Source organism: Bradyrhizobium sp. AZCC 1578 (assembly GCF_036924675.1).
In the GTDB taxonomy this organism is placed as follows: domain Bacteria; phylum Pseudomonadota; class Alphaproteobacteria; order Rhizobiales; family Xanthobacteraceae; genus Bradyrhizobium.
On the sequence record NZ_JAZHRZ010000001.1, the window covers coordinates 519,747 to 545,893 of the forward strand.

23 protein-coding genes and 1 pseudogene are annotated in these 26,147 nt (G+C 62.4%); 15 read left to right on the top strand and 9 right to left on the bottom strand.

The genetic code is table 11. From position 1 onward, the window contains the following. Positions 1 to 35: 35 nt before the first annotated feature. The 5 genes and pseudogenes from queF to V1290_RS02735 all read left to right on the top strand — a co-directional run bounded on the left by queF (position 36) and on the right by V1290_RS02735 (position 4,218). Positions 36 to 500 carry a preQ(1) synthase gene (gene queF, locus V1290_RS02715; RefSeq protein ID WP_334362880.1) on the top strand — a complete coding sequence of 155 codons (465 nt, stop codon included), beginning with the start codon at positions 36 to 38 and terminating at the stop codon, positions 498 to 500. A gap of 241 nt (positions 501 to 741) precedes the next feature. After that, positions 742 to 1,623 (top strand): FkbM family methyltransferase, encoded by an 882-nt coding sequence (locus tag V1290_RS02720; protein ID WP_334362881.1) that lies wholly within the window; start codon positions 742 to 744, stop codon positions 1,621 to 1,623. Positions 1,624 to 1,670: 47 nt separating this feature from the next. Then, positions 1,671 to 1,889, top strand: a pseudogene (locus V1290_RS02725) (preQ(1) synthase); the annotation flags it as partial. A gap of 162 nt (positions 1,890 to 2,051) precedes the next feature. Next, positions 2,052 to 3,638 (top strand): tetratricopeptide repeat protein, encoded by a 1,587-nt coding sequence (locus tag V1290_RS02730; protein WP_334362882.1) that lies wholly within the window; start codon positions 2,052 to 2,054, stop codon positions 3,636 to 3,638. Between the two features lie 19 nt (positions 3,639 to 3,657). Continuing rightward, positions 3,658 to 4,218 (top strand): hypothetical protein, encoded by a 561-nt coding sequence (locus V1290_RS02735; protein ID WP_334362884.1) that lies wholly within the window; start codon positions 3,658 to 3,660, stop codon positions 4,216 to 4,218. Positions 4,219 to 4,245: 27 nt separating this feature from the next. Here V1290_RS02735 and V1290_RS02740 read toward each other — a convergent pair whose 3' ends face one another. The 7 genes from V1290_RS02740 to secG form a co-directional block, all read right to left on the bottom strand. Then, a complete protein-coding gene (locus V1290_RS02740; protein ID WP_334368912.1) occupies positions 4,246 to 5,196 on the bottom strand; it encodes an ABC transporter substrate-binding protein in 951 nt (316 codons plus the stop codon). A 134-nt stretch (positions 5,197 to 5,330) separates the two neighbouring features. Continuing rightward, positions 5,331 to 7,097, bottom strand: coding sequence for an adenylate/guanylate cyclase domain-containing protein (locus V1290_RS02745; protein ID WP_334362885.1), 1,767 nt, complete (start codon positions 7,095 to 7,097; stop codon positions 5,331 to 5,333). A gap of 261 nt (positions 7,098 to 7,358) precedes the next feature. Further along, entirely contained in the window at positions 7,359 to 8,534 is a 1,176-nt protein-coding gene (locus V1290_RS02750; protein ID WP_334368913.1) for an MFS transporter, read from the bottom strand. 14 nt (positions 8,535 to 8,548) lie between these two features. Beyond that, a complete protein-coding gene (gene kdsA, locus V1290_RS02755; RefSeq protein WP_442894960.1) occupies positions 8,549 to 9,415 on the bottom strand; it encodes a 3-deoxy-8-phosphooctulonate synthase in 867 nt (288 codons plus the stop codon). A 78-nt stretch (positions 9,416 to 9,493) separates the two neighbouring features. Next, positions 9,494 to 9,820, bottom strand: coding sequence for an NIPSNAP family protein (locus tag V1290_RS02760; RefSeq protein ID WP_334362888.1), 327 nt, complete (start codon positions 9,818 to 9,820; stop codon positions 9,494 to 9,496). A 199-nt stretch (positions 9,821 to 10,019) separates the two neighbouring features. Further along, on the bottom strand, positions 10,020 to 11,651 hold the full coding sequence (locus V1290_RS02765; protein ID WP_065747222.1) for a CTP synthase: 1,632 nt from the start codon (positions 11,649 to 11,651) through the stop codon (positions 10,020 to 10,022). A gap of 167 nt (positions 11,652 to 11,818) precedes the next feature. Next, entirely contained in the window at positions 11,819 to 12,196 is a 378-nt protein-coding gene (gene secG / locus V1290_RS02770) for a preprotein translocase subunit SecG (protein WP_065729197.1), read from the bottom strand. Positions 12,197 to 12,423: 227 nt separating this feature from the next. Between secG and V1290_RS02775 the strand changes: the two genes are divergently transcribed. Further along, positions 12,424 to 12,990 carry a helix-turn-helix domain-containing protein gene (locus V1290_RS02775; RefSeq protein ID WP_334362889.1) on the top strand — a complete coding sequence of 189 codons (567 nt, stop codon included), beginning with the start codon at positions 12,424 to 12,426 and terminating at the stop codon, positions 12,988 to 12,990. Between the two features lie 2 nt (positions 12,991 to 12,992). After that, positions 12,993 to 13,526 (top strand): GNAT family N-acetyltransferase, encoded by a 534-nt coding sequence (locus V1290_RS02780; protein ID WP_334362891.1) that lies wholly within the window; start codon positions 12,993 to 12,995, stop codon positions 13,524 to 13,526. A 61-nt stretch (positions 13,527 to 13,587) separates the two neighbouring features. Here the strand turns inward: V1290_RS02780 and tpiA are convergent, their stop codons facing one another. Continuing rightward, positions 13,588 to 14,340: a triose-phosphate isomerase gene (gene tpiA / locus V1290_RS02785; RefSeq protein WP_334362892.1), complete on the bottom strand. Its 753-nt coding sequence runs from the start codon at positions 14,338 to 14,340 to the stop codon at positions 13,588 to 13,590. 253 nt (positions 14,341 to 14,593) lie between these two features. Between tpiA and V1290_RS02790 the strand changes: the two genes are divergently transcribed. The 5 genes from V1290_RS02790 to V1290_RS02810 all read left to right on the top strand — a co-directional run bounded on the left by V1290_RS02790 (position 14,594) and on the right by V1290_RS02810 (position 19,375). Continuing rightward, a complete protein-coding gene (locus V1290_RS02790) occupies positions 14,594 to 16,495 on the top strand; it encodes a peptidylprolyl isomerase (RefSeq protein WP_334362893.1) in 1,902 nt (633 codons plus the stop codon). Positions 16,496 to 16,651: 156 nt separating this feature from the next. Next, positions 16,652 to 17,665 (top strand): anthranilate phosphoribosyltransferase, encoded by a 1,014-nt coding sequence (gene trpD / locus V1290_RS02795; RefSeq protein WP_334362894.1) that lies wholly within the window; start codon positions 16,652 to 16,654, stop codon positions 17,663 to 17,665. 18 nt (positions 17,666 to 17,683) lie between these two features. Next, the gene (gene trpC, locus V1290_RS02800) at positions 17,684 to 18,505 is read left to right on the top strand and encodes an indole-3-glycerol phosphate synthase TrpC (protein WP_334362896.1); all 822 of its coding nucleotides are present in this window, start codon (positions 17,684 to 17,686) and stop codon (positions 18,503 to 18,505) included. A gap of 3 nt (positions 18,506 to 18,508) precedes the next feature. Further along, on the top strand, positions 18,509 to 19,012 hold the full coding sequence (moaC, locus tag V1290_RS02805; RefSeq protein ID WP_334362897.1) for a cyclic pyranopterin monophosphate synthase MoaC: 504 nt from the start codon (positions 18,509 to 18,511) through the stop codon (positions 19,010 to 19,012). A gap of 108 nt (positions 19,013 to 19,120) precedes the next feature. Then, a complete protein-coding gene (locus tag V1290_RS02810; protein WP_334362898.1) occupies positions 19,121 to 19,375 on the top strand; it encodes a hypothetical protein in 255 nt (84 codons plus the stop codon). A gap of 61 nt (positions 19,376 to 19,436) precedes the next feature. Here V1290_RS02810 and V1290_RS02815 read toward each other — a convergent pair whose 3' ends face one another. Beyond that, on the bottom strand, positions 19,437 to 20,030 hold the full coding sequence (locus V1290_RS02815) for a CGNR zinc finger domain-containing protein (protein ID WP_334362899.1): 594 nt from the start codon (positions 20,028 to 20,030) through the stop codon (positions 19,437 to 19,439). Positions 20,031 to 20,160: 130 nt separating this feature from the next. Between V1290_RS02815 and V1290_RS02820 the strand changes: the two genes are divergently transcribed. From V1290_RS02820 to V1290_RS02830, 3 genes are all read left to right on the top strand, one after another. Then, on the top strand, positions 20,161 to 21,585 hold the full coding sequence (locus V1290_RS02820) for an amidase (protein ID WP_334362900.1): 1,425 nt from the start codon (positions 20,161 to 20,163) through the stop codon (positions 21,583 to 21,585). Continuing rightward, complete coding sequence (locus tag V1290_RS02825) at positions 21,582 to 22,865, top strand: MFS transporter (protein WP_334362901.1); 1,284 nt, start codon at positions 21,582 to 21,584, stop codon at positions 22,863 to 22,865. The genes V1290_RS02820 and V1290_RS02825 overlap by 4 nt, the downstream gene beginning before the upstream one ends. Positions 22,866 to 22,983: 118 nt before the next feature. Next, a complete protein-coding gene (locus tag V1290_RS02830; protein WP_334362902.1) occupies positions 22,984 to 25,716 on the top strand; it encodes a bifunctional diguanylate cyclase/phosphodiesterase in 2,733 nt (910 codons plus the stop codon). Positions 25,717 to 26,147 lie beyond the last annotated feature (431 nt).

Below are 26,147 nucleotides of genomic sequence, written 5' to 3' on the forward strand. Positions count from 1 at the left end.
GCGTTCATGTCAGCGCTCGCAACAGGACGATCATGATGGCCAAGAAATCATTGCCCACATCATTGCAGCTCGGCCGCGCCGTGGAATGGCCTGATAGCCCGGAAAAGGCGCAGCTCGACCGCGTGCCCAATCCGCAAGCCGGCACCAATTATCTGGTTCGCTTCACCGCACCGGAGTTCACTTCGATCTGCCCGGTGACGGGTCAGCCGGATTTCGCGCATCTTGTGATCGACTATGTGCCGGGACAATGGCTGCTGGAATCCAAATCGCTAAAGCTCTATGTCGCGAGCTTTCGCAATCACGGCGCCTTCCACGAGGATTGCACGGTCATGATCGGCAAGCGGATCACGGCCGAGATCAAGCCGAGATGGCTGCGCATTGGCGGCTACTGGTATCCGCGCGGCGGCATCCCAATCGACGTGTTCTGGCAGACGGGCAAACTGCCGAAGGACGTGTGGGTGCCCGATCAGGGCGTCGCGCCCTATCGCGGGCGGGGGTAGGCACGCCAAGCGTCCGGGCATTGCTTGAACGCCTTCCGCTGCGCGCGCGGAATTTTCAGAAGACGCTTCTAGTGAGGCTCAATTGAGAAATAAACGACCGCGACAATGATGATTGCATACATCGCAGGCGCAGAAAATTCACGGCTGAGAAAAAAACTCTCGAACGATTGACGCCACAGATTAGTCAACTGCCAGCCACAGATCGTCCGCATGTTCGCGACATCACGTTCGCGAGGCCGCCATGATTGCTCGGAAGACCGCCCGCTTCCTCCTGAAATATGCATCGAGCGATCCGCTCAGGCTTGCCGATATCGTACAGCGCCGCGCGATCGAGCAGTTCAGAACGCCGCCGACGGGCCTCGTGACCACGCGCTTCAATGGCGTGCATTACGAGATCGACATGTCATTGCATCGGCTGATGAAGAAGTACTTTTTCCATACCCACGAAATGTTTCTCGAACGCATCTTCAAGCGCTACCTGGCTCCTGGCAATATCTTCGTCGATATCGGCGCCAATTGCGGCTACTGGTCGGCCTATAGCTTGTCGCTCGTGGGCCAGAGCGGCGAGGTGCACGCCTTCGAGCCGGTGCCGCAATATTTCACCTTTGTCCGACGGCTCGCGGAGCTCAATCCCGGTTATCGGATCGTCGCCAATCAGGTTGCCTGCGGCGCGCGGCTTGGCGCCCTCACGATGGCCGTCGTCGCGCCACGCGTGGAGAATTTCGACAATTACGATATCAACATCGGGTCGAGTTCACTTGCTACCGGCTTCCTCGAACACGCCAGCGAGCTCACGGAAAATATGACCGTTGAGGTTATCGCCCTCGATAGTTATGTACGCGAGTGGAAAATCGATCTCGATCGCGTCAGCCTTATCAAGATCGACGTCGAAGGTTTCGAGGCTGAGGTCTTCGACGGCATGCAAGGCGTGCTGGCAAAGAGCGGTCGCAAAGTGCCGATCCTGTGCGAAGTCCTCACCGATCTGAATCGCCCCGAGCCGCTGGACGGCAGACGGATCATTGAACGCCTTGAGGATTGTGGCTACCGCTGCCTCGATGCCACGAATTTGCGACCGATCGATCGTAATGCGCTTGGTTTTGAAGAGAACATTCTCTGCCTCTGACACTCAACTATCTTTCATCAAACTTGCATCAATCCGAATTTGGCTGCGTCGCGAGCTTTCGCAATCACGGCGCCTTCCACGAGGATTGCACGGTTATGATCGGCAAGCGGATCACGGCCGAGATCAAGCCGAAATGGCTTCGCATCGGCGGCTACTGGTATCCGCGCGGCGGCATCCCGATCGACGTGTTCTGGCAGACGGGCAAACTGCCGAAGGACGTGTGGGTGCCCGACCAGGGCGTCGCGCCCTATCGCGGGCGCGGCTAAGCGCCAACCAGAAGGTGGATGCGCAGCTGACCTCCGAGAACGTTTGAGCTCAAGGGGCCGAAAGGTCAGTTGCGCTGCCACGATCCACATATCCATTCAAGCGCAGGCGCAAAAGTCGTATAGTGCATCTATTCTCTATTCTTTTTCAAAGGGAGGAAGGCCATGCGGAAGTCTCTCCTCGGGTTTACGGTCGCAGCTCTCACCCTATCGACATCCCAGCCATCTTTCGCGCAACAAGATGTCGATCAGCAGCTCGGCCAAGTGCACTTTAAAATCTCTTGCAATGAAGTGGCGCAGCGACGCTTCGATCGCGCGATGCGCTATCAGCACTCCTTTTGGTACGTCAACGCCAAAGAGATCTTTGACGAAGTGATCGAGGCCGACCCCAAATGTGCCATGGCATATTGGGGCATCGCGCTCACGCTGATGGATAACCCGCACAACGCAATCCCGCGGCCGAATCTCGCGCCCGGCCTTGCCGCCATCACCAAGGCCAAGGAAATCGGGGCCAACACCGAGCGCGAACGCGACTACATCGATGCGCTTATGGTGATGTACGCGGATTACGACAAAGTGCCTCATGCCCAGCGCATGCGCGCCTTCCGGGATGCCCAGGCGAAACTCGCAGCGAAATACCCAGACGACGACGAGGCTCAGATCGCCTATGCGATCACGCTCAACACGTCGGCGGACATGAACGACAAGACTTACACACAGCAGAGCAAGGGCGCCTCAATTCTCGAGCCGATCTCCGTTCGGCTGCCGCAGCATCCGGGAGTGACGCACTACCTGATCCATCTCTACGATTATCCGGCGACCGCGCACAAAGGTCTCGATGCCGCCAACCGCTACGCCAAGATCGCGCCGGCCGCGCCGCACGCCCAGCACATGCCGTCGCACATTTACACCCGCGTCGGCTACTGGAAGGAATCGATTGCTTCCAACATCGCGTCCGTACAGGCAGCCAAGGCCGAGAAGTCGGTCGGCAACTATCTGCACGCCCAGGATTACATGGTTTACGCACACCTTCAACTTGCCCAAGACCAGCAGGCGCGCGTCGTCATGGACGACATGGCAAGAGAGACCAACTTCAAGGCCACGGTCGCGGCAGCCGACTACGCGCTGGCGGCTTCACCGGCCCGTTATGCGATCGAGCGCGGTGACTGGGAAGCCGCCTCACAACTAACTGTCAGGCCGAGCGGCTCACACTTCGCGACGGCGACCTCGCACTTCGCCCGCGCTCTCGGCGCCGCCCGCTCTGGCAAGCCTGAGGCTGCCAAGGCCGACGTCGAAAAACTTGCTGAATTGCGCGACAAGTTGCGCGACGCCAAGGATATCTATTGGCCGGAAATCGTCGACATTCAGCGTCAGGTCGCGGTTGCCTGGGTGCTTCACGCGGAGGGCAAATACGATGAGGCGCTTAAGGCCATGAGCGCTGCAGCGGACGCCGAGGACAAGACCGAGAAGCACGCGATCACGCCGGGCCCGCTGGCACCGGCGCGCGAGCTCTACGGCTTCATGCTGCTCGATCGCGGCATGGCCAAGGAGGCGCTTGCGGCGTTCGAGGCCACCAAGGCCAAGGAGCCGAACCGTCTCCAAGGCTATGCAGGCGCCGCCAAGGCCGCCGACACGCTCGGTGACAAGGCCGCGGCACGAGACAACTATCAGCAACTCGTGACGCTGACGGCGAATGCCGACACGGAACGGCCGGAAGTCGCGGCGGCGAAGAAACATCTCGCCAGCAACTAGTCCAACCAACGGTGGTGCGATGAGGCGGGTAGGTCGTGTCGCCATTATAGCAGCGTCGCTGGGAGTTGTGCTGGCGGCGCTGCTGGCATGGTCTGGTCTGCCACAGAACGCGGCCGCAACTGCGACCGCGCCGGTATGGACCGAGATGGCCTGGCCCTTCCCAAGTGATCCCTTCGGGAAGGGAAAGGCGTTCCGCTGTAAGGCGGCGGATTGCGGCGCCGAGGTGAACATCTATCTGCGTGCCAAGATCGGCTTTTGCAATTGCACGACCGGGATAGCCGATGACGACGACGTTGATCGCATGGGAGATCTTACGCTCGTCGGCGAAGCCTCGCCGCTCGGCACCAGCCGTCCGATCAGAATTGCGTGGATGGACGGCCGCAGCCGCGCTTACACGCTCAACGCTCGCAATCCGCTTGGCAAGACGGCGATCTCGGTCGTTTTCAGGGAACGCTGCGACATGATCGCCGCGACTGCCGTGCTCGGCCACGACCGGCCAGCAGCTATCGAGCCGAGCGTGATCGAATTTCTCAATGGTAGCACTGTGATGCGCTGGGCCGAGATCGCGCTCGGCCTCTGATCTGACCTCGCAGCGGGAACGGATCTCTCACTCAATCACCTCATCAGCACCGCTGACGAATGAAGGCGAGAACTCCCGCCCCAATAGCTTCGCCGCCTTCATGTTGATGATGAACTCCACCTTGGTGACAAGCTGTACCGGAAGGTCGGAGGGCTTCTCGCCTTTCAGGATCCGCCCGGCATACATGCCCGCGCGTCGATGCGATTGCGCAAAGTCTCCCCCATAGCTCATCAAGCCGCCTGCCATGGGGAAGTCCCGGGACTGAGTAATTGCCGGCACGCGATATTTCATTGCGAGTTCGGCCAACTGTCTGCTGCGGAATGCAAAATAGGGGTCCGATGTAAAGACGAGCCCGCCCGCTTCCTTGGCCGCGCCAGAGAAAATCGGTTCGAATTCCTTCTCGGTACTTGCGTTCACCACCTGCAGAAGGATCCCCAAGGTTTCGGCGGCCGAACGCAGCTTCCGCAATTGTGAATTGGCGGTTGGGCTCGTAGGATTGGCGACCACCGTCAGTTTTGCCGCGACTGGCAGCACTTCATGCATCAGCTCAAGCCGTTTCGGCGACACGTCGACGCTCAGGCTCGAAACCCCCGTGATATTGCCGCCCGGCCGCGATAGGCTGTCCACGACACCCAACTGAACGGGGTCGCCACCCATCTCAAAGACGATTGCATTGTTGGAGGCAGCAGCTTTCACAGCGAGTGCCACCTGCGCGCCGCCGGGCGCGACGACAATGTCGACATTGCGCGCAACGAGGTTGGCAGCCAGGGCAGGCAATCGGGTGTACTGCCCTTGGGCCCACTGATAGTCGATGGCGACATTGCGGCCTTCGACAAAGCCAGCTTCACGAAGTCCTTCATGGAAAGCCTTCAGCCGGCTGGCAAACAGCTCGGGAGATTCCGCGCAGAGATAGCCGATGACCGGCATCGTTGCCTTCTGCGCATGTAGCGGGGTTGTCCAAGCGGCGGCGCCCGCCATCAACGCAAGCAAGTCTCGTCGCCTGACGCATCTGCCGGACGTCATTGCGTTGAACTTGGCGCTCGTCATGCTTTCACCGATTGGCCGTGTTTCGGACGCCGCCCCCAGCATATCCCGTGAAGTTGACCTAGTCCCTAACGGATTACGCCAGACCCCTGCGGCTTGATGTCGGCCACGGTGTCGAAGGAAATTCCGAATACCGGAATAGCTTCGTCAAATCCCTTGATTTGGCGGTCGCCAAGTCGCTCCAGGGGACGCTTGCCCCTAACGCGTTCGGCGACTTCAGCGTCTATCAGGATTTCCCGGTCTGCCGCCGATGCGCATAGACGTGCCGCCAGGTTCACCACACTGCCGATGGCGGTGTAATCGAACCGGTCCGCGTATCCGATCCGTCCAACGGTCGCTGCCCCGCTGGCAAGACCGATCCCGAAGCCAACCTGGTAGCCTCGGGATCGCCAGCCGGCGATGAGTCGCTGCACGCTCTTCTGCATCTCTACGGCCAGATCGACAGCCCTTAGTGCCGGTTCTTCAACGGGCACGGGAGCGTTCACGAGAACCATAAGGCCGTCTCCCGAGAAACTGATGAGTGTCGCCTCAAATTGCGTAATGGCTCTGCCAAGCACCTCATAGTACTCCGACAGCACGTTCATGACTTCCTCGGGTGCAAGTGCTGCGGAAAATGCGGTGAAGCCTCGCAAGTCGCAAAATATAACGACGACCTCTGCGCGGCGCCCGTCCAATACACTGTCGTCGCCCGCTCGATCGACGAGGTCGGCCACCTGCGGTGCGAGGAATCGCTTGAGCTTCGCTATGCGTTCCTGGTGCTCCTGCCCCAGCGCCAACTCGGCAGCCATCTTGTTGAAGCTGTTTGCCAGACGCTGAAACTCGTCTCCGGTCTCGATGGAAATGCGGTGATCGAAAGAGCCGGCCCCGATTTTCTCAGTCCCTTCCTCCAAAACCCTTATCGGTTCGGTCATCCGGTGCGCCAATGCGTAGGCAAGCAGCGCGGCAAATATCGTACCCGCGGCGAGAAGCGTCGCGGTCCGCCATAAGGCTGCATAGATGGGCGCGTAGGCTTCAGACAGCGGCTGTTCGACTATTACTGTCCAATCGGGGCCCGCAACGGGAGCAGCGACGGCGGCAATCTCACGGCCTTCCGCATCTCGGCTCGTCGCAAAGCCTGCCCCCGCCGGGCCGATTGCGTCGCGTATGATACGGAACGGCTTGGAGGTCGCTTCCTCCGCCCCACGGAGGACAAGACTGATGTCGGGATGCGCAATGAGCCGACCCGGTCGGTCCAGGACGAAGGCAAAGCCACTCTTTCCCACTTTTATCGCTGAAATCACATCCCAGATCAGCTTGAGATTGACTTCCGCGACAACCGCGCCGACCGATGGGCGGTTGCCAACCACCGCAACCGTCAGATGTGGTTCAGAGCCTCGATGGTAGCTTACATCGCTGAACCAGACTTGTGCCGAGCGGGCGCCAACTACCGCAGGATCAGCGGATCGGTCCGCGCGGCTTTCAATTCGATTGAGCCCGATCCGTGAGACATAGAGGCGTTCCAGGCCCTTGTGATCGATGAGCGCCAGATCGACGATGGCAGGAGCTTGCCGAAGCAAGCGCAACGCCTCGGTCCGCCGACGTTCGTCTGGCTCGTCGCTCCAGGGAACCTGGACAAACCAGCCGAGCTGGTTTGTGATGCCGAAGATGAAGTCATGGATTTCGGCCGCGGCAGACGTTGCTTGAACGCCAAGCAACTGATCAAGCCTCGCTCGCTGGTCGCGATAGCCAAACCAGGCTTCGATAATACCGTTAACCGCGAGCGGAATCGCGACGGCCATAAACAGCACGAGCAAGTACTTCTGGAAAAGGCCGCGAAAACGTTCTCGGACAATCATCGCTGGTACCAATACAAAAGAAAGTCAAAAACTGCATTGCTTCGGCGGTCCACCGGCAATCTTTATCACAGACTCCCAAGCATACAGCCGCTCCGAAGGATATGGCGGCGAGCGAGTCCCGTTTTCTTACATTTTAAGGTCGTCCCGAGGTCGAAATCCCGGCCCTGCGTCGACATCCGGACCGGTTACGACAAGAAGGCTATGTCACGGCGGTCTATCTTATCGAGCGCATCGTCGGATTGTTTTAGACCGGCGCCGGCGCTACTTCACCGCCGCATCCGCCGGCCGCGTCTGGCGCAGCAGTTTGGCACAGACAAAGCCTAGCGCGATCATCACGGCCGCCGCCGCGAGCAAGGTTGGGACCTTCCCGGCATGCTGGATGCCGAAACCGTAAGCGATCGGGCCGACGGTCTGCCCCATGAAGAAAAAGAACGCGTGCAACGACAGTGCAGTCGCGCGCGCCTCCGCCGACAATTCGCTGGCAAATACCTGCAGACTGCCGTGGATCATGTAGAAACCCCAGCCCATGAAGATCAGGCTGAGCGTTTGCAACTTCCATTCCGGACCCATCGCCACTGCTATGAGCTGGACACCGACCAGCGTGCCTCCTCCGATCATCATCCCGTTGACGCCGATCTTCGGCAGAAGCCGCGACACTGTCATGGTGTAGAACAGGCCACCGACCGCAAAGCCCGCGATAACGATGCCCGCGATCGACAGCGAGGTTTGTCCGAGGTCGAACAAGAAAGAGGCAATGAACGGAAACAAGCCGAGCACGCAGCAGCCTTCGATAAAGACGGCCGCGTAGCAGATGCGCGCGTTCGGGTTGGTGAAAATCGTGCGATAGCCCTGTTTGAGGGCTGACAGGCTGGTCCGGGGCGGATGTGTCAGCGCCGCGCCGCGGAATCCGATCGCAACCACGATCGAGGCCAGCACGACGATCCCACCGAGCACAGCCAGCACGCCGCGCCAGCCGAGGAAATCGCCGATCAGGCCGGACACCGTAGCGCCCAGAAGATTGCCGGTCATGGCGCCAGCCAGCGTACGCCCGATCGCGACCTGACGCTTCTCGGCACCAACGAGATCGCTGGTCAGCCCCAGCGCGATCGGAAACACGCCGCCCGAACCGATGCCGGCCAGAATTCGGCTCGCAAACAATAGCGGGAACGAGGTCGCCATCGCGCCGAGAATGTTGGCGAAGCCGAGCAATGCCAGGCAGACGATCATCAGCCTCGCCTTGCCGAAAATGTCGGCAAAGGCGCCAAGCACCGGCTGGATCACGGCAAAGGTGAAGGCGAAGGCGGCGGCGAAACTCGCGGCTGTGGCGATGCTGACGGAAAAATCCTCGGCCACGTGCGGCAACACCGGATCGAGCGCGCGGGCAGACAGGGCTGCCGAAAAGGTCGCGAGCGCAATGATGTTGAGCGCCGGCGGCATGGCGCTGGCGACGGTCACGACGGGGCGTTCTTGGCCAGCGCGTCAAAACCCATCAGCGTCTTCACCAAGGATTCGAACTCGCGCAGCGGCACCATGTTGGGTCCATCCGACGGCGCGCGGTCCGGATCAGGATGGGTCTCGATGAACACACCGGCGACGCCGACGGCGACCGCGGCGCGCGCCAGCACCGGAACGAATTCGCGCTGGCCGCCAGACGAGGTGCCCTTCCCGCCCGGTTGCTGCACCGAATGGGTGGCGTCGAAAATGACGGGCGCACCCGTCGTCTGCGCCATGATCGGCAGCGCACGCATGTCGGAGACCAGCGTGTTGTAGCCGAACGACGCGCCGCGTTCGGTAACCAGCACGTTCGGATTGCCGCCGCCGGTGATCTTGGTGACGACGTTGGTCATCTCCCACGGCGCGAGGAACTGGCCTTTCTTGACGTTGACGACCTTGCCGGTCGCGGCCGCCGCAAGCAGCAGATCGGTCTGCCGGCACAGGAAGGCCGGGATCTGCAGCACATCGACTGCCTCTGCCGCCTCGGCGCATTGGGCGGTCTCGTGCACGTCGGTCAGCACGGGTAAACCGAGCGAGGAGCGTATCTCGGCGAAGATCGGCAAGGCCTGCGCCAAGCCAATTCCGCGCGCGGCCGAGCCCGACGTTCGATTGGCCTTATCGAAGGAGGTCTTGTAGACGATGCCTATGCCGAGCCGGCCTGCGATCTCCTTCAGCGCAGTCGCCACTTCGAGGGCGTGCGCACGGCTTTCGAGCTGGCATGGTCCGGCAATGATCGAAATCGGCAGATCATTGCCGAATCTGACCGGACCGACCGAGACGACCGGGGCTGCGTTGGGTTTCGCGTTCAAGGGATTTTCCTTCATAACTGGCGCGGACCATGCCGGTCCGCGCTTTCAGGATCAACCCCGTTTAAGCCCCGAATATAAGGGTTGCGCCCGCGACTATTTTACCGCGGAGAACGCCGTCGGCACCAAGAGCTGGCTGACGATGTTGTCGATGATCTGGCCGTCCTCCTCGCTTCTAGCGCGGCCGGCGATCCAGTCGGGATCAGACTGGAATGCGGTCCATTTCTTCTCGCGTTCGGCGAGCGAGTCCCAGGCGATGAAATAGGTCAGCTCCTGATTGGAGGTGCCGATCAGCGTGGTGTAGAAGCCGGCCTGCTTGATGCCGTGCTTGTCCCACAGCTTCAGCGTCAGCGTATCAAAACGCTTCATCAGCGCCGGCAGGCGGCCCGGCAGACAGCGATAGACGCGCATTTCCATGATCATCAGCTTTGCTCCCAAGGTTATTGTTCTTGCGGTAACGGGAGCGGTTTGTCGCAATAATTGACGCATTCGTCAAAGGCGGGGGCATAGCCGTAGGGTGGGCAAAGCGCAGCGTGCCCACCATTCACGGGGGATTATTGCGGATAGATGGTGGGCACGGCGCAATTGCGCCTTTGCCAACCCTACGATTCCGCAAGCAGGTCTAGACCAGCCGGCTCTGCACCACCGCGGCCTGAATGAACGATGCAAATAGCGGATGGGGCTCAAAAGGCCGCGACTTCAGCTCGGGGTGGAATTGCACGCCGATGAACCAGGGATGGTCCTCGTATTCGACGATCTCCGGCAGCACGCCGTCGGGCGAAAGGCCTGAGAAGCGCAGGCCGTGCTGTTCGAGTCGGTCCTTGTACGCGGTGTTGACCTCGTAGCGGTGGCGGTGGCGTTCGGAAATCTCGGTGGCGCCTCCATAGACGGCCGAGACGCGGCTGCCGCGCTTGAGCGTCGCGGGGTAAGCGCCGAGCCGCATGGTGCCGCCGAGATCGCCGGACTGCGAGCGCTTCTCCAACTCGTTGCCACGCAGCCATTCCGTCATCAGTCCGACCAGCGGCTCCTTGGTCGGGCCGAACTCGGTGGAGTTGGCTTCCTCGATGCCGACGAGATTGCGGGCGGCTTCGATCACCGCCATCTGCATGCCGAAGCAGATGCCGAAATACGGAACGTCGCGAACACGGGCGAACTGCGCCGCGCGGATCTTGCCCTCGGCGCCGCGCTGGCCGAAGCCGCCGGGCACCAGAATGCCGTTGACATGTTCGAGGAACGGCGCGGGATCTTCGTTCTCGAACACCTCGCTCTCGATCCAGTCGAGATTGACCTTCACCTTGTTGGCGATGCCGCCATGGGAGAGCGCCTCGATCAGCGATTTATAAGCGTCCTTCATGCCGGTGTACTTGCCGACAATGGCAATCGTCACGGCGCCTTCCGGGTTACGGACGCGCTCGTTGATGACGTTCCAGCTTTGCAGCGCCGGCGGAATTTTTGGCGTGATGCCGAAGGCGGCCAGCACCTCGTCGTCGAGACCTGCGGCGTGATAGGCCTCGGGGACGGCATAGATGTTGTCGACGTCCCTCGCCTCGATGACGGCGCTTTCGCGCACGTTACAGAACAGGCCGAGCTTGCGTCGCTCTTCCTTCGGGATTTCACGGTCGGTGCGGCACAACAGGATATCGGGCTGGATGCCGATCGAGCGCAGCTCCTTCACGGAGTGCTGCGTCGGTTTTGTCTTCAGCTCGCCGGCGCTCGGAATGTAGGGCAGCAACGTCAAATGAATGTAGACGGCGTGATCGCGCGGCAGCTCGTTCTTGAGCTGACGGATCGCCTCGAAGAACGGCAAGCCCTCGATGTCGCCGACGGTGCCGCCGATCTCGACCAGCACGAAGTCGTACTCATCATTGCCGGAGAGAACGAATTCCTTGATCGCGTTGGTGACGTGCGGGACGACCTGGATGGTCGCGCCGAGATAATCGCCGCGGCGTTCCTTGGTGATGATGTCCTGGTAGATGCGCCCGGTGGTGATGTTGTCGGCCTTGGTCGCCGGACGCCCGGTGAAGCGCTCGTAATGGCCGAGATCGAGATCGGTCTCGGCGCCGTCATCGGTCACGAACACTTCGCCGTGCTGATACGGCGACATCGTTCCGGGATCGAGGTTGAGATAAGGGTCGAGTTTGCGGAGACGGACCTTGTACCCGCGAGCCTGCAGCAGGGCACCGAGTGCCGCCGAAGCCAGACCCTTTCCGAGCGAAGAAACCACGCCGCCGGTGATGAATATGTACCGCGCCATGGGATTCTACCTTTAAGGCCACAGCCCCGATTCTCCAAAACGAATCGCATGCACGGGCAAACATTTTGCCGGCCTGTGGGTGACGTGAATTTTAAAGCGATTTCAGAGCATTGATGGGAAATTCTGATGCAGGCCGGTAGAGGGCCGCCCTGCATGGCCACCCTGCTTTATTGCGAACGCGGCGCCTGCGGACCCGACTGGCCCTGCTGCTCATCCACCTTCTTAAGCGTATCGAGCACGCCGCCGGAGGTCGGCGGAGCGACCGGCGTCGCGCCACCCGGCTGGGACTGCGTCGCCGGTGTACCGAGGATCGACGCGGGCTTGCGATCAACGCCCGCGAGCCAGGCCAGCGTCATGCTGGTCACGAAGAAAAGGCCCGCCAGGACTGCCGTGGTGCGAGTCAGCAGGTTGGCGGTGCCACGACTCGACATGAAGCCGGCGCCGCCGCCCATGCCGAGGCCGCCGCCTTCGGATTTCTGCAGCAGCACCGCGCCGATCAGCACGGCGACGATCATGAGGTGAACGACGATAATGACGGTCTGCATCTCAAAACCTTCCGTCACAAGCGAAGAGCGCCGGGCTTCGGCTGCACCAAGAGCTTGCGGGTTTTCCTGAAGTTGCGCGGTGTTACACGATCGGACGGGGCATTGTCACCCCCAACCGCCGCCGTGGAGATAATTGCCGCAGGCGCCACGGCAAGGCTGCCCACGCCTCCCGCCCGATGATCGCATCCGGCACTTGAGATCGCGACAATTTCTCTTATAATAGACAAATGGATACTTTAGCAGACGATCTCAGCGCCCGGCTCGCCCACCGCCTGCGGCTCGAACGCGACAGCCGCGGCTGGTCGCTGGCAGATCTCGCCGAACGCTCCGGCGTATCAAAAGCCACCATCAGCAAGATCGAGCGCGCCGAAGTCAGCCCGACCGCGGTGGTGCTGGTTCGGCTCGCCAGCGCCTTCGATCTCACCCTCGCCGGCCTGATGCTGCGCGCCGAAGGCCAGGGCGGGCGTCTTTCGCGCGCCGCCGAGCAACCGGTGTGGCGCGATCCCGAGACCGGCTATTTGCGCCGGCAGGTGTTCAACCGGCCCGATCACCCCATCGAGGTCGTCAAGGTCGAGATGCCGCCGAAGCAGCGCGTGACGCTGCCCGCGTCGTCCTACGCCCACATCCGCCAGGTCCTCTGGGTGTTGTCGGGCGCGCTCGTGCTCATCGATGGCGGTGAACGCCACGAACTCGGGCCCGGCGACTGCCTCGGATTCGGTCCGCCGGCGGAAGTGACGTTCGCCAACGAGACGACATCTCCTTGCGTCTATGTCGTAGCGCTAGCCCGGAGCTGAGGATGTCGCCGATCAGGATCGAAGCGCTGACGTCCTCGCCCGTCGTCTGGACCGCGTTGAGCGAAATGCTGGTGGAGACCGTCGCGCATGGTGGCTCGGTCAGCTTCATGCACCCTCTGCCCTTGGCGGCAGCAGAAGCGTTCTGGCGCGACTCGCTTGCATCTGCCGGCCGCGGCGAGCGCATCGTGCTCGGCGCGTTTGATGGCGATGACCTGATCGGCACTGTTACGCTGCTGCTCAATCTGCCGCCGAACCAGCCGCATCGCGCCGAGATCGCAAAGATGATGACGCGTGTCAGTCACCGCCACCGCGGGATCGCCACAGCGCTGCTGCGCGAGGCCGAGCGGTTGGCGATCGCGCGCGGGCGCTGGTTGCTGGTGCTCGACACCGCCGAGGACGAAGGCGCGGCCGGACTATATGAGCAGATGGGATTCAAGCTAACCGGGGTCATTCCGGACTACGCGCTCAAACCCTATGGCGGGCTGACGGGCACGCTGATCTACTGGAAGCGGTTGCAGGAAGGCGTGCCCGCCTGAGACTTTTTGAATAGACGCATTTTCTTGACGCGAACCGGTCCCCACTTCGCTTGAAAACGCTCTAACACGCCTCCGCAATCGCCAGAAAGTCCACAGCTTTCAGGCTGGCGCCACCAACCAATGCGCCGTTCACATCGGCGACCGCCATCAGTTCCGCTGCATTGGAAGGTTTGACCGATCCGCCATAGAGAATCCGGATCTTGCTGCCTTCGGCCTCAAATCGGCTGATGAGAACATCGCGGATAAAGCGATGAACTTGTTCGACATCTTTTGGTGTCGGCGTCAGACCGGTGCCTATCGCCCAGACCGGCTCATAGGCCACCACCAGATTGGCTGATGTCGCGCCGTCCGGCAGCGAACCGGCGAGTTGCCCGCCGCAGACATCCAGCGTCTGGCCGGCATCGCGTTGCTTCTGGGTCTCGCCGATGCAGACGATCGCCACCAGGCCCGCCCGCCATGCTGCTTCAGCCTTCTGCCGCACCAACGCGTCGGTCTCGCCATGATCGGCACGCCGCTCCGAATGCCCGACGATGATGGCACTGGCGCCGGCATCCGCCAGCATCTCCGCCGAGAGATCGCCGGTATGGGCGCCCGAGGCCTTGGCGTGGCAATCCTGCGCCCCGACGGCGAGTTTTGAACCGAGCGCCCTGTCGGCAAAGCTGCCGATCAGGGTGGCCGGAGGGCAGACCAGCAGGTCGGCCTTGCCGGCCAACGCACCTGCACCGGCGATCATGGCTTCGAATTCACCCAAGGAAGATTTCAGGCCGTTCATTTTCCAGTTGCCGGCGATCAGCGGCCGGATGGCATCGGTCATGTCGATTGTCCCGCAAATGTCAGCGTTCTAGATGCGCTAGCAGAGCCACGCCGCCAGTTCCAGATACCGGTCGGGCGATCCCCGGGCCATTAACCGCTTCAAATAGCTCGCATGGGCGAGGTTGCGAGGGGGGCGCGGCCACTTTATGATGCGTTTTCAACTCGGTGACGCCTTGTTGCGGAATTCGGTCCCGGATCGAATTCCCTTGGGCACGACCCGGTTCCCCCCTCTCCTTTAAAAACAAGTTGGACCCATGCTTCGAGGAATTCGGAAAGCCTCATCAAACTGGCTCGGCAAGGTTGTCATGGCCGTCGTGATGGGCGTTTTGATTGTCAGTTTCGCAGTTTGGGGTATTGCCGACATCTTCAAGGGATTTGGCCAGTCGTCGCTCGCCACGATTGGCAAGACCGAGATTTCGACGGAGCAATTCCGCCAGATCTACACGGAAAGGCTGCAGCAGCTCGGCCGCAGTTTCGGCCGTCCGCTGACCCCTGAACAGGCCCGCGCCTTCGGGCTCGATCGGCAGGTGCTGCAACAGACCATCGCCGAAGCCGCGCTGGATGAGGAAGCCCGGCGCATGGGGCTTGCCCAATCGCAGGACGAAGCCATGCGGCAGATCTACAGCGATCCGAATTTTGCGGGATTGGGCGGCAAATTCGATCCCGCTCGCTTCCAGGCCACGATCCGGCAGTTCGGCTATACCGAGCAACGTTATCTGGCGGAACGCCGGCGGGTCGGGCTGCGGCGCCAGATCGTCGGCGCCGTCTCGGCCGGGGCTGAGCCGCCGAAGGTCCTGATCGAGGCGCTCGCCCGCTTCCAGAACGAGCAGCGCTCGATGGAATACGTCAAGCTCGACTCGGCGCAGGCCGGCACGATCGATCCGCCTTCGCCCGAAGCGCTGGCAGCCTATTTCGAGGAACGCAAAACCCAATTCCGCGCACCCGAGTATCGCAAACTGTCCTTTGTCATGATCAGCCCCGAAGAGATCGGCAAGTGGACCGAGGTCTCCGACGAGGATGCGAAGAAGGCCTTCGAGCAGCGCCGCGACCAGCTCGGGACGCCGGAAAAGCGCGAAGTGTCGCAGATGTTTTTTCCGAACGAAGGCGAAGCGCAGGCCGCGCGCAGCCGCATCACGTCCGGAACATCGTTCGACGAGGTCGCCAAGGAGCGCAACCTCAATCTGGCCGACGTCGATCTCGGCATGATCGCAAAGAACGCGATCATCGATCCGGCTATTGCGGATACCGCGTTCTCGCTGCAGTCAGGCGAAGTCAGCCAGCCGGTGCAGGGCCGGTTCGGCGTGGCGCTGGTCAAGGTCGGCAAGATCGAGCCGGGTGTGACGCCGACCTATGAAAGCGTCGCTGCGCAGGTGAAGAAGGAAATCGCGACCGAACGCGCACGCGCCAAGGTCAACGAAATCCAGAACAAGATGGAAGACGAACGCAGCGGCGGCGCCAATGTGGTCGAGGCTTCGCAGAAGCTCGGCCTCACCCCCGTCACGATCGAGGCCGTCGATCGCTCCGGCCGCACGCCCGACGGCCAGCCGGTGGCGAATGTTCCGCGCGGCCTCGACGTGGTTTCGCAGGCCTTCAACAGCGATGTCGGCGTCGACAACGAACCGATCCAGTTTGCCGGCGGCTATGTCTGGTACGACGTGCTCGGCATTACGCCCTCGCGCGAGCGGTCACTCGACGAGGTGCGGAGCCAGGTCGAGGCAAAATGGCGCGAAGACCAGATTTCGAGCAAGTTGCGCGCGAAGGCAACCGAGATGGTGCAAAAGGTCGAGCAAGGCGGCACGCTCGCCGCCGAAGCGGCTGCGGCCGGGGTAAAGGTCGAGACTGCCACCGGTTTCCGCCGCGACGCCTCGCTTTCAGGCGTGCCCTCCGCCGCCATCACGGCCGCATTCCGGACGCCCAAGGACGGCGTCACGCAGACGCCGGGCACCGGTGGCAGCGAGTGGATCGTGTTGCGCGTGACCGACGTGACGGTGCCGCCGGTCGACATGGCCTCCGATGAGCTGAAGAAGTTGAAGGAGACGTTGCAGCGCGGCCTGACCGACGAACAGATCGCGCAGTACGTGACCAAGATCGAATCCCAGATTGGCACCTCCATCAACGCGGCCGCCTTCGCGCAGGTGACGGGCGCGAACAATTGAGCATAATAACTCACCTCATCCTGAGGAGCGGCCACCTGGCCGCGTCTCGAAGGATGAGAGCCGGGCCTCATGGTTCTTCGAGCGATGCGAAGCATCGTCCGGAGAGGGCGCAAGAACGCCGCCTCACCATGAGGTCTCGATTTTGAAAGCCAAACGATGGACGACCTCAAATCTATCATCGGAAAAGTAGCCACCGGCGCGACGCTGTCGCGTGACGAGGCAGCCTCCGCCTTCGATGCCATGATGTCCGGCGAGGCCACGCCCTCGCAGATGGGCGGGCTGTTGATGGCGCTCAGGGTTCGCGGCGAAACCGTCGACGAGATCACCGGCGCGGTGGCGGCGATGCGTAGCAAGATGCTGCGGGTCAAGGCGCCTGCGGACGCGGTCGACGTGGTCGGCACCGGCGGCGACGGCTCCGGTTCGGTCAACGTCTCGACCTGCGCGGCCTTCATCGTCGCAGGCGCCGGCGTGCCCGTCGCCAAGCATGGCAACCGCGCGCTGTCGTCGCGTTCGGGGGCTGCCGACGTGCTGGCCTCCCTCGGCGTCAAGATCGACCTCACGCCCGACCAGGTCGGCCGCTGTGTGCAGGAGGCCGGCATCGGCTTCATGTTCGCGCCCGCGCATCACCCCGCGATGAAGAATGTCGGCCCAACCCGCGTCGAGCTCGCCACCCGCACGATCTTCAATCTCCTCGGGCCGCTCTCCAATCCGGCCGGCGTCAAGCGCCAGATGGTCGGCGTGTTCTCCAGGCACTGGGTGCAGCCACTGGCGCAAGTCCTGAAAAATCTCGGCTCTGAATCCGTCTGGGTCGTCCACGGTTCCGACGGGCTCGATGAAATCACCCTCACCGGCCCGAGCTTTGTCGCCAGCCTCGACAACGGAAAAGTCACCACCTTCGAGGTGACGCCGGAGGACGCGGGCCTCACCTGCTGCAATGTCGACGCGCTTAGGGGCGGCGATGCGGACGCCAATGCGCTGGCGCTGCAAGGCGTGCTCAACGGCAAGCCCAGCCCCTATCGCGACGTCGCGCTGTTGAACGCCGCGGCGGCGCTGATCGTGGCCGGCCGTGCCAGGGACCTGAAGGAAGGCGTCGCGATCGGCGCGAAATCGCTCGACAGCGGCGCGGCGGCGGCACGGCTGAAGCACCTGATCGCGGTCTCACGCGGCTGATCTGAGGGGCTGTAAGAGATGTCCGATATCCTGACGAAGATCGAGGCCTACAAGCGCGAGGAAATTGCCGCCGCCAAGCGCGCGCATCCGCTTGCCGAGGTCGAGGCTCGGGCGAAAGCGGCCCCGCCACCACGCGGCTTCGTCCGCGTCATTCGGGAAAAACTCGCCCGTGGCGACTACGCGCTGATCGCCGAGGTAAAGAAGGCCTCGCCGTCGAAGGGGCTCATTCGCGCCGATTTCGATCCGCCGGCGCTGGCCAGGGCTTACGAGGCCGGCGGCGCGGCGTGCCTATCGGTACTGACGGACGCGCCCTCGTTCCAGGGCCATCTCGATTTCATGGTGGCGGCGCGCGCGGCAACCAATCTGCCGGTGCTGCGCAAGGACTTCCTGTTCGACACCTATCAGGTGGTGGAAGCCCGCGCCCATGGCGCGGACTGCGTCCTGATCATCATGGCTGCGCTCGACGATGCCGCCGCCAGAGATATCGAGGACGCGGCGATTGCGCTTGGCATCGACGTGCTGATCGAAATCCACGACCGCACTGAGCTCGACCGCGCGCTAAAACTTCGTTCTCCGATGATCGGCGTCAACAACCGTAACTTACGGACCTTCGAGACCACGCTTGCGACCAGCGAGGCGCTGGCGCCGCTGATCCCTCGTGATCGCCTGATGGTCGGCGAAAGCGGTATCTTTACGCCTGATGATCTCGCGCGCCTCGAACGCGTTGGCATGTCGACCTTCCTGGTCGGCGAAAGCCTGATGCGGCAGGCCGATGTGACCGCGGCAACCCGCGCATTGCTGGCGCGTTCCGATACGGCCCGCGCGACCGGGACCGGCTAGCAGATGGCGCGAAAGGCTTCCAGAGGCGGCGCTGCCCTCACCCATATCGATGCCGCCGGCGAAGCGCGGATGGTTGACGTCTCCGCGAAGGCAGCGACCGAGCGCACCGCCATCGCCGAGGGGCGTGTCGTCATGGCCAAGGCGACGCTCGATCTGATCGTCTCCGGCAATGCCAAGAAGGGCGACGTGCTGGGCACGGCCCGCATCGCCGGCATCATGGCGGCAAAGCGCACATCGGAATTGATCCCGCTGTGCCATCCGCTGGCGCTGTCCAAGGTGACGCTCGACATCACGCCTGACAAAAAACTTCCGGGCTGCATCGTCCGCGCCACCGTCAAGGTCACCGGCCCGACAGGCGTCGAGATGGAGGCGCTGACGGCGGTGTCGGTCGCGTGCCTGACGATCTACGACATGATCAAGGCGGTCGAGCGCGGCGTTCGCATCGAAGGCCTCCATCTCGTCGAGAAGAGCGGCGGCAAGTCCGGCCATTATCGCGCGGAGCGGTGAGCCCCGACACGGCGTAGCCCTCGTCACGCGCGTGTGACTGGCGCGGCGAGGAATGCGCTCCGATCGCGCGGGGTTGTCTTCATCGGGACCGTTACAAGGAGGAATCCGATGTCGATCTACAGGCTTGTTGGCGCGGCGACCGCGTTGGCCGTGATCTCGGCACCTGCGATGGCTCAGCAGGTGATCTACGAACCCGGCTATTGCGCGTTCTACTATCCGAACGCCAATTGTCAGAACAACGGTCCGGGTAATCCTTCCGATCCGCGACGATTCAGCCAGGGACATGTCGTGCCGGATGGCTCCGCCACGGCTGGCACTGTAGTGAAGAAGCGCGCGAAGCGACCCCCGACATCCATGCGGTGACGGCTTCGCCACCTTTCGCGAGATCGTGCAATTCTGCGGAGCCAGCGCGTCGATCGACGGCCTATTCAGCGTTGCGTTGGCGCTCGCGATACTTTCTTGTCTTCATGCGGTTTCCGCACAATGACGACATGCACCATCGCCGCGTGGCGGGCTTCGAACGATCGAAGAACACGCGGCGGCATTCGTCGGAAGCGCACATTTTCAGCCGATCAAGCGTTCCATTTCTGGAGCCGTCGTAGAGCTCCGCAACGACCGATGAGAGCCCCGTCAGCGCATCGTCACGCGCTGCCTCAAGCACCATGCCGCCGTCATCCCTTGCCGTCGCGAGCAGCGGAAACAGTTTGAGCACTTTATTCAGTGCGCGGACCGAGTCCCTATTCTTGCCTCGCTCAGGCGGATCACGCTGCAGATAGTCGCGGATCAAGTGCCTCAGCTCAAGCGCGGTTGCGTGCATCGTCGGCGAAACCCTCGCGTCGACGAGCAACAGTCCACGTTGCCGCATCCACACTGCGAATCCCCTAGCGTTTGCCAGTTCATCACCTTGCGGATTCCGCACGCCATGATGCGTGAAATGCCGTAGGTCGAGCGTATTGGCGAAATCGTAGAGATTGGCCAACTCGTCGGGAACCTTGAACTGTCTGGACAGTTTCGACATTGCAACACCGGTAAAGCATATTTACCGGTTGACATCAATAGACACCGGTATAACGTTTATACCGGTGTTGACGACGGACGATGGTCCTTCACCGGAAGATTCCAGGCGCCGCATCGCTGACGGAGGCAGGATGGATATTGGCACCGACGATCTGCACTACCTTGAACTCACGGAGCTTGCGGCATGCATCAGGACCCGCAAAATTTCTCCGCTGGAAGCAACGCGCGCGCAACTCGATCGCATCGCCGCTCTGGATGGCGAACTCGGCAGTTATGTCCGGGTGATGGCCGATGCTGCGATGGCGCAAGCCGAAGCAGCCCACGCCGAAATCGCAGCAGGCCGGTATCGCGGACCGCTCCACGGTATTCCGATTGCGGTGAAGGATCTATTTTGGACAAGGAATGTTCCAACCGCTGCCGGTACCGTCGTCCACAGCGATTTTCGGCCCGATGAAGACGCAACCGTCGTGCACCGCCTGAATGAAGCCGGCGCAGTCGTGCTGGGGAAGCTGCAACTCACGGAAGGCGCCTATTCCGACCACCATCCATCTGTAACGCCGCCCAAGAATCCATGGAGTCCCGACTATTGGCCGGGCATTTCATCAAGTGGCTCGGCGGCTGCAGCTGCAGCGGGGCTCTGCTATGGCTCGCTCGCGTCCGATACCGGCGGTTCGATCCGCTGGCCATGTGCCGCCAATGGTCTTACCGGCTTGAAGCCAAGTTGGGGACGCGTCAGCCGCCACGGCGTGTTTGAACTGGCAGCGACATTGGACCATGTCGGGGTCATTGCGCGGAGCGCGATGGATGCCGGCGCCATGCTTGGCGTCATCGCCGGGCGCGATCATGCCGATCCGACAGCCGTCCTCGATCCTGTGCCCAACTATCTGGCTGCGGCGGAGCAGGACGTAAGAGGCCTGCGGATTGGCTTCGACCCGAAGTGGAGCAGCGACGGCGTAGACGTTGCGACCCAACAGGTGCTGGGCGAAGCAATCAAGGCGTTACGTGCGCTTGGCGCTGACATCGTCGATGTGCGGTTTCCCGACGTGAAGCAGGCCGTCGCCGACTGGGTTCCGAATTGCGCGGTGGAGGCCGCGGTCGCGCACGATGCAACTTATCCCGCGCGCAAAGATGAATATGGTCCGATCCTCGCCACCGTTATCGAGGCAGGCCGCGCGTTGTCCGCTTCCGACTACCAGAGGATCCTGCTGCGGCGGCTGGAATTGCGCGGCCGGATCGCATCGCTGTTCGAGACAATCGATCTGCTGCTCATTCCGGTTCACCCATTCCCACCCTTGACGCTCGCCATGATACGAACGCTCGGCGACCGGCCGGACCTGATCGCCAGATTGCAGGAATACACCTGCCCGTTCAACATGACCGGTCACCCCACGATCACGCTGCCCGGCGGTTTTTCCGCAACCGGAATGCCGATCGCGTTTCAGCTTGTAGCCGCCGATCTGGACGAGGCCACGCTGATACGCGCTGGCGCAGCATTCCAGAGGGACACATCCTGGCATCGCCGCCATCCGTCGCTGAGCCCATGGAGGCAACATTGAGTGCCCAGTCGGCGTTGCCCAATTCCGGCATCTTCTATGGATGGTTTGTGGTGGCTGCCGCTTTTGCCGTGACCTTTGTCGGCTTCGGCTCCGCCTATACGTTCAGCGCGTTTCTCGACTCGTTGCAGCGTGATTTCGGCGCCTCGCGTGGTTCGGTGTCGCTGATATTTTCGTTGGCCGGCTTTCTCTATTTCGGCCTCGGCATCGTCAGCGGTCCCCTCGCCGACCGCTATGGCTCGCGCCGTCTCGCGCTGGCGGGCATGCTGCTGATCGGCCTCGGGCTTGCCGCGGCAAGTGCCGCGCGCAACCTGGTCGAGGTGTACGCAGCCTACGGCCTTGGCGTCGGACTCGGCGTCGGCTGCGCCTATGTCCCGGCGGTCGGCGCGGTACAGCGCTGGTTCGTGCGGCGGCGGGGCTTTGCCTCTGGTCTCGCCGTGAGCGGGATCGGGGTTGGCACACTGGTGATGCCGGCGCAGGCAACGTTCCTGATCGAGACGCTCGGATGGCGCGGCGCCTATCTTGCGCTCGGCGCATTCGCCGCGATTGTCGGCGGGGGGATGGCGCTCCTTCTCGAGAACGATCCGCGCGGCCGGGGCCTCAATCCCGACGGCGATCCACTCCAGCAGGGAGCCATGTTGACACGGGCCGAAGGTGCGTCGGTGCGCGAGGCGATCCGGTCGCGACGCTTCATCTCGCTATATGCCGCCTGCCTGATCTGCTCGTTCGGCTTGTTCGTGCCGTTCGTGCATCTCGTTCCCTATGCCGGGGACCACGGCGTCCCGGCCACATCCGCCGTGCTGCTGCTAGGCATCATCGGCATCGGCAGCACGGCCGGCCGGTTTTTCCTCGGCGGTGTCGCCGACCGGATCGGCCGCCAGTCCGCCCTGCTGCTGCTCTTCGCAGGCATGGCGATCGCGTTAGCGATCTGGACGATCTCGACGACATTCTGGCCGCTTGCCATTTTTGCGTTCGTCTACGGCATGATTTACGGCGCCTGGGTCGCCGTGCTTCCGGCCGTGGTGATGGATTGTTTCGGCGGCCGCAACGTCAGCGGCATCATCGGCATTCTCTACACGAGCGTCGCCTTCGGAACCCTGATCGGTCCCAGCGCTGCCGGCTTCGCGTTCGATCTCACCCACGACTATACGCTGCCGATCCTGGCCGGCGTTGCCGCCAACATCCTTGCAGCGATCATCGTCGTCACGACCCGAATGCCTGGGGATGGCCGGAACCCGACCCTCCCCTGTGGTTGTCACAGCCCACACTCGCCACCGAGCTAACCATTCATTAACCAGACTTCCTAACGTCAATTCCATCTCGGCGCGGTATCGAATCTATTGGCCGGGTTTCGGAGAACGCCGCTTCCGGCAGTTCATTTCCCGGCCGCGATCGCGTTCCATGGCTTCGACCGGCACCAAATCATTGAGGATCGCGTTCGCCTTTCGCGGCGGCCCGATCCGCTGGTTGATCCTGGGCGGCACGCTTTTGATCGCCACCATCGCGATCGGCGCGACCATCATGGCCGGCAATTTCCGCGAGCGCGCGCTGCGCAACAGCGAACGTGAGCTGGAAAACACCGTGCTGCTGCTCGCCCGCCATTTCGACCAGCAGCTCGAGGATTTTCAGGTCGTTCAGAAGGACCTGATCGCGTTCATGCGTTCCAGCGGGATCGCCACGCTCGAAAACTACAAGCGCCGGATGTCCGGCCATGACATCCATCTCATCCTGAAATCCAAGATCGACGCGCTGTCCTATGTCGGCGGCATCAACATCTTCGACGCCGATGGCAACCTGATCAATGCGTCGGCCGCCTGGCCGCCGCCGCCGGTCAACTCGGCGGACCGCGCTTTCTTCAGAACATTCAAGTCCGGCCCGCAATCGCCGGAGATGCTGGTCGAGCCGGTCTACAGCCGCATCACCGGCGCCTGGACCACCGTGATCGCGCGCAAGATCACCGGACCGAAAGGCGAATTGCTCGGCGTCATCGGCCGGGGCATCGAACCCGTCCATTTCGAAAAGTTCTTCGCAACCGTAGCCCTCGGCCCAGGCGCCTCCATCGCCATGCACCACAGCGACGGCACGCTGCTGGCCCGTTACCCGCACGTGCCCGAGCTGATCGGCAAGAACTTCAGGACCGGTCCGGCCGCCCAGCGGCAGGTCTTCGAGCTGCCCCGCAGCACCTCGCGCCTCACCAGCCCGATCGACGGCGAGGACCGGCTGATCGCCTCCCGCGCGCTGACCAATTTTCCGCTTCTGATCGTCGCCTCGATCACCACATCGGCCGCGCTGGCCGACTGGCGCGAGCAGATCGGAATCCTGATCGCCATCACCGGGTTTTCCGTGCTGGCGATCGCCGCCCTGCTGTTTCTCGTCGTCCGCAAGCTTTCCTATCAGCACCGGGCATCCAAGCAGAGGCTGACGCTGGAAAAGCAGCGTCTCGACACCGCCGTCAACAACATGACGCAGGGCCTGTTGCTGTTCGATGCCAGGCGGCAGCTCATCATCTGCAACAGGCGATACCTCGAAATGTACGGCCTCTCGGCTGATGTCGTGAAGCCGGGTTGCAGCTTCCGCGAGGTGATCGCCCATCGCAAGGAGACCGGCTCGTTCGTCGGCGACATCGATCACTACGTCGAGATGGTGCTGCGCGACATCGCGCACCGCAACGTCATGGTCATCTCGACGCCCGACGGGCGCTCGATCCAGGTCGTCAACGAACCGGTGGCGGACGGCGGATGGCTGGCGACCCATGAAGACATCACCGAGCGGCGGCGCGCCGAGGAGCGCATCACCCACCTCGCCCATTACGACGCGCTCACCGATCTGCCGAACCGCACCCTGTTCCACGAGCGGCTCAAGCGCGAATTGTCTTACGCCGCGCCGAACCGGCCACTGGCAGTGCTCTATATCGATATCGACGAATTCAAGAGCGTCAACGATTCGCTCGGCCACATGATCGGCGACGAGCTCCTGAAATCGGTCGCGGCCAGCCTCGCCGCCTGCACGCGGAGATCCGATTTCGTGGCCCGGCTCGGCGGCGACGAATTCGCCATCGTGCAGACCGGGATCGATGATATCGACGATGTGATGAAGCTCGTCAGCCGAATCTTCGAGGCGATCCGCTCGCCCTATCAATGCCTCGGCCATCAGGTCACCACCGACGCCAGCATCGGCATTGCGCTCGCGCCGCAAGACGGCTCCGATATCGACCAGATCCTGAAGAACGCGGATCTGGCGATGTACGCCGCCAAGGCCGCCGGCCGCCGCACCTATCGCTTCTTCGAACCGGACATGGAAGCCGAGGTCCGCGCCCGCCGCAGCCTGGAAATGGACCTGCGCCAGGCGCTCGTCGACGGCGGCTTCGAGGTCTATTACCAGCCATGTCTGAGCCTGCAGACCCACGCGATCACCGGCTGCGAGGCGCTGGTGCGCTGGCGCCATCCGCAGCGCGGCATGATTTCGCCTGCCGAGTTCGTGCCGCTCGCAGAGGACACCGGCCTGATCAATCAGCTCGGCGAATGGGTGCTGACCACGGCCTGCAAGGAGGCCGCGACCTGGCCCGGCAATGTCAGGCTCGCGGTCAACGTCTCGCCGATACAGTTCAGGAGCGGCACGCTGGCGCTGAAGGTGATGGCGGCGCTCGCCGCGTCGGGCCTCGCGGCGAGCCGGCTGGAGCTTGAGATCACCGAGGCCGTGCTGATCAGAGATGACGAGGCCGCGCTCGCCGTCCTGCACGACCTCCGCGCCATCGGGGTTCGCATCGCGCTCGACGATTTCGGCACCGGCTATTCCTCGCTGAGCTATCTGCAGCGTTTCCCGTTCGACAAGATCAAGATCGACCGCTGCTTCATCACCGATATCGCCGAGCCGGAAGGTTCGTCCTGTATCGTGGAGGCGGTGGTGAACATCGCCGCCGAACGCCACATGACGACGACTGCCGAAGGCGTCGAGACCGAACAGCAGCGCGACTTGCTGCGCGAGCTCGGTTGCTCGGAAATGCAGGGCTACCTGTTCAGCGCACCGAAGCCGACGGCAGAGATCAGGCCGCTGTTGCTGGCGGACCGGCAGAAGCCCGAGGCGGCACCGACGAACCGGCCGCGCCGGCGCAAACCGGTTGTGCGGACGGCGTAGTTTTACAACACTGCTTACCACCGTCATTGCGAGCGGAGCGAAGCAATCCATCGTTCCGCACGCGGGGTGACAATGGATTGCTTCGCTCCGCTCGCAATGACGCTGAGATACACGTTCGCATTCTCGCAACATGATTTGCCCGAGTTGTACTGTATCGCTTCGCCCTAAAATTGAGAGGGCGCAGGGAATGCCGGGTGCTTGCTGCACCCGCGGTCTCGTGTGCAAACGCACTTAAGAAATGCGCACACGAGCATACAGGTACAGCCGGAGCAGCCCGGCATTCCCTGCGCGATGGTTTGATGGCTTATGCCGCGCTCTCCCTGGAGACGAATTCCTTTTGCCTCCATCGCCGACAGATTGGCGATTCATCGAACCCGGTCGGGTTTCGAAGAACCTCCGCCGGCTTAACACCAGCCACGGGTGCCAGGACC

Bases quoted from the DNA above. Each gene is read 5' to 3' on its own strand.
- queF (WP_334362880.1), top strand. From the start codon at position 36: ATGGCCAAGAAATCATTGCCCACATCATTGCAGCTCGGCCGCGCCGTG.
- V1290_RS02720 (WP_334362881.1), top strand. From the start codon at position 742: ATGATTGCTCGGAAGACCGCCCGCTTCCTCCTGAAATATGCATCGAGC.
- V1290_RS02730 (WP_334362882.1), top strand. From the start codon at position 2,052: ATGCGGAAGTCTCTCCTCGGGTTTACGGTCGCAGCTCTCACCCTATCG.
- V1290_RS02735 (WP_334362884.1), top strand. From the start codon at position 3,658: ATGAGGCGGGTAGGTCGTGTCGCCATTATAGCAGCGTCGCTGGGAGTT.
- V1290_RS02740 (WP_334368912.1), bottom strand. From the start codon at position 5,196: ATGGCGGGCGCCGCCGCTTGGACAACCCCGCTACATGCGCAGAAGGCA.
- V1290_RS02745 (WP_334362885.1), bottom strand. From the start codon at position 7,097: ATGATTGTCCGAGAACGTTTTCGCGGCCTTTTCCAGAAGTACTTGCTC.
- V1290_RS02750 (WP_334368913.1), bottom strand. From the start codon at position 8,534: ATGCCGCCGGCGCTCAACATCATTGCGCTCGCGACCTTTTCGGCAGCC.
- kdsA (WP_442894960.1), bottom strand. From the start codon at position 9,415: ATGAAGGAAAATCCCTTGAACGCGAAACCCAACGCAGCCCCGGTCGTC.
- V1290_RS02760 (WP_334362888.1), bottom strand. From the start codon at position 9,820: ATGATCATGGAAATGCGCGTCTATCGCTGTCTGCCGGGCCGCCTGCCG.
- V1290_RS02765 (WP_065747222.1), bottom strand. From the start codon at position 11,651: ATGGCGCGGTACATATTCATCACCGGCGGCGTGGTTTCTTCGCTCGGA.
- secG (WP_065729197.1), bottom strand. From the start codon at position 12,196: ATGCAGACCGTCATTATCGTCGTTCACCTCATGATCGTCGCCGTGCTG.
- V1290_RS02775 (WP_334362889.1), top strand. From the start codon at position 12,424: ATGGATACTTTAGCAGACGATCTCAGCGCCCGGCTCGCCCACCGCCTG.
- V1290_RS02780 (WP_334362891.1), top strand. From the start codon at position 12,993: ATGTCGCCGATCAGGATCGAAGCGCTGACGTCCTCGCCCGTCGTCTGG.
- tpiA (WP_334362892.1), bottom strand. From the start codon at position 14,340: ATGACCGATGCCATCCGGCCGCTGATCGCCGGCAACTGGAAAATGAAC.
- V1290_RS02790 (WP_334362893.1), top strand. From the start codon at position 14,594: ATGCTTCGAGGAATTCGGAAAGCCTCATCAAACTGGCTCGGCAAGGTT.
- trpD (WP_334362894.1), top strand. From the start codon at position 16,652: ATGGACGACCTCAAATCTATCATCGGAAAAGTAGCCACCGGCGCGACG.
- trpC (WP_334362896.1), top strand. From the start codon at position 17,684: ATGTCCGATATCCTGACGAAGATCGAGGCCTACAAGCGCGAGGAAATT.
- moaC (WP_334362897.1), top strand. From the start codon at position 18,509: ATGGCGCGAAAGGCTTCCAGAGGCGGCGCTGCCCTCACCCATATCGAT.
- V1290_RS02810 (WP_334362898.1), top strand. From the start codon at position 19,121: ATGTCGATCTACAGGCTTGTTGGCGCGGCGACCGCGTTGGCCGTGATC.
- V1290_RS02815 (WP_334362899.1), bottom strand. From the start codon at position 20,030: ATGTCGAAACTGTCCAGACAGTTCAAGGTTCCCGACGAGTTGGCCAAT.
- V1290_RS02820 (WP_334362900.1), top strand. From the start codon at position 20,161: ATGGATATTGGCACCGACGATCTGCACTACCTTGAACTCACGGAGCTT.
- V1290_RS02830 (WP_334362902.1), top strand. From the start codon at position 22,984: ATGGCTTCGACCGGCACCAAATCATTGAGGATCGCGTTCGCCTTTCGC.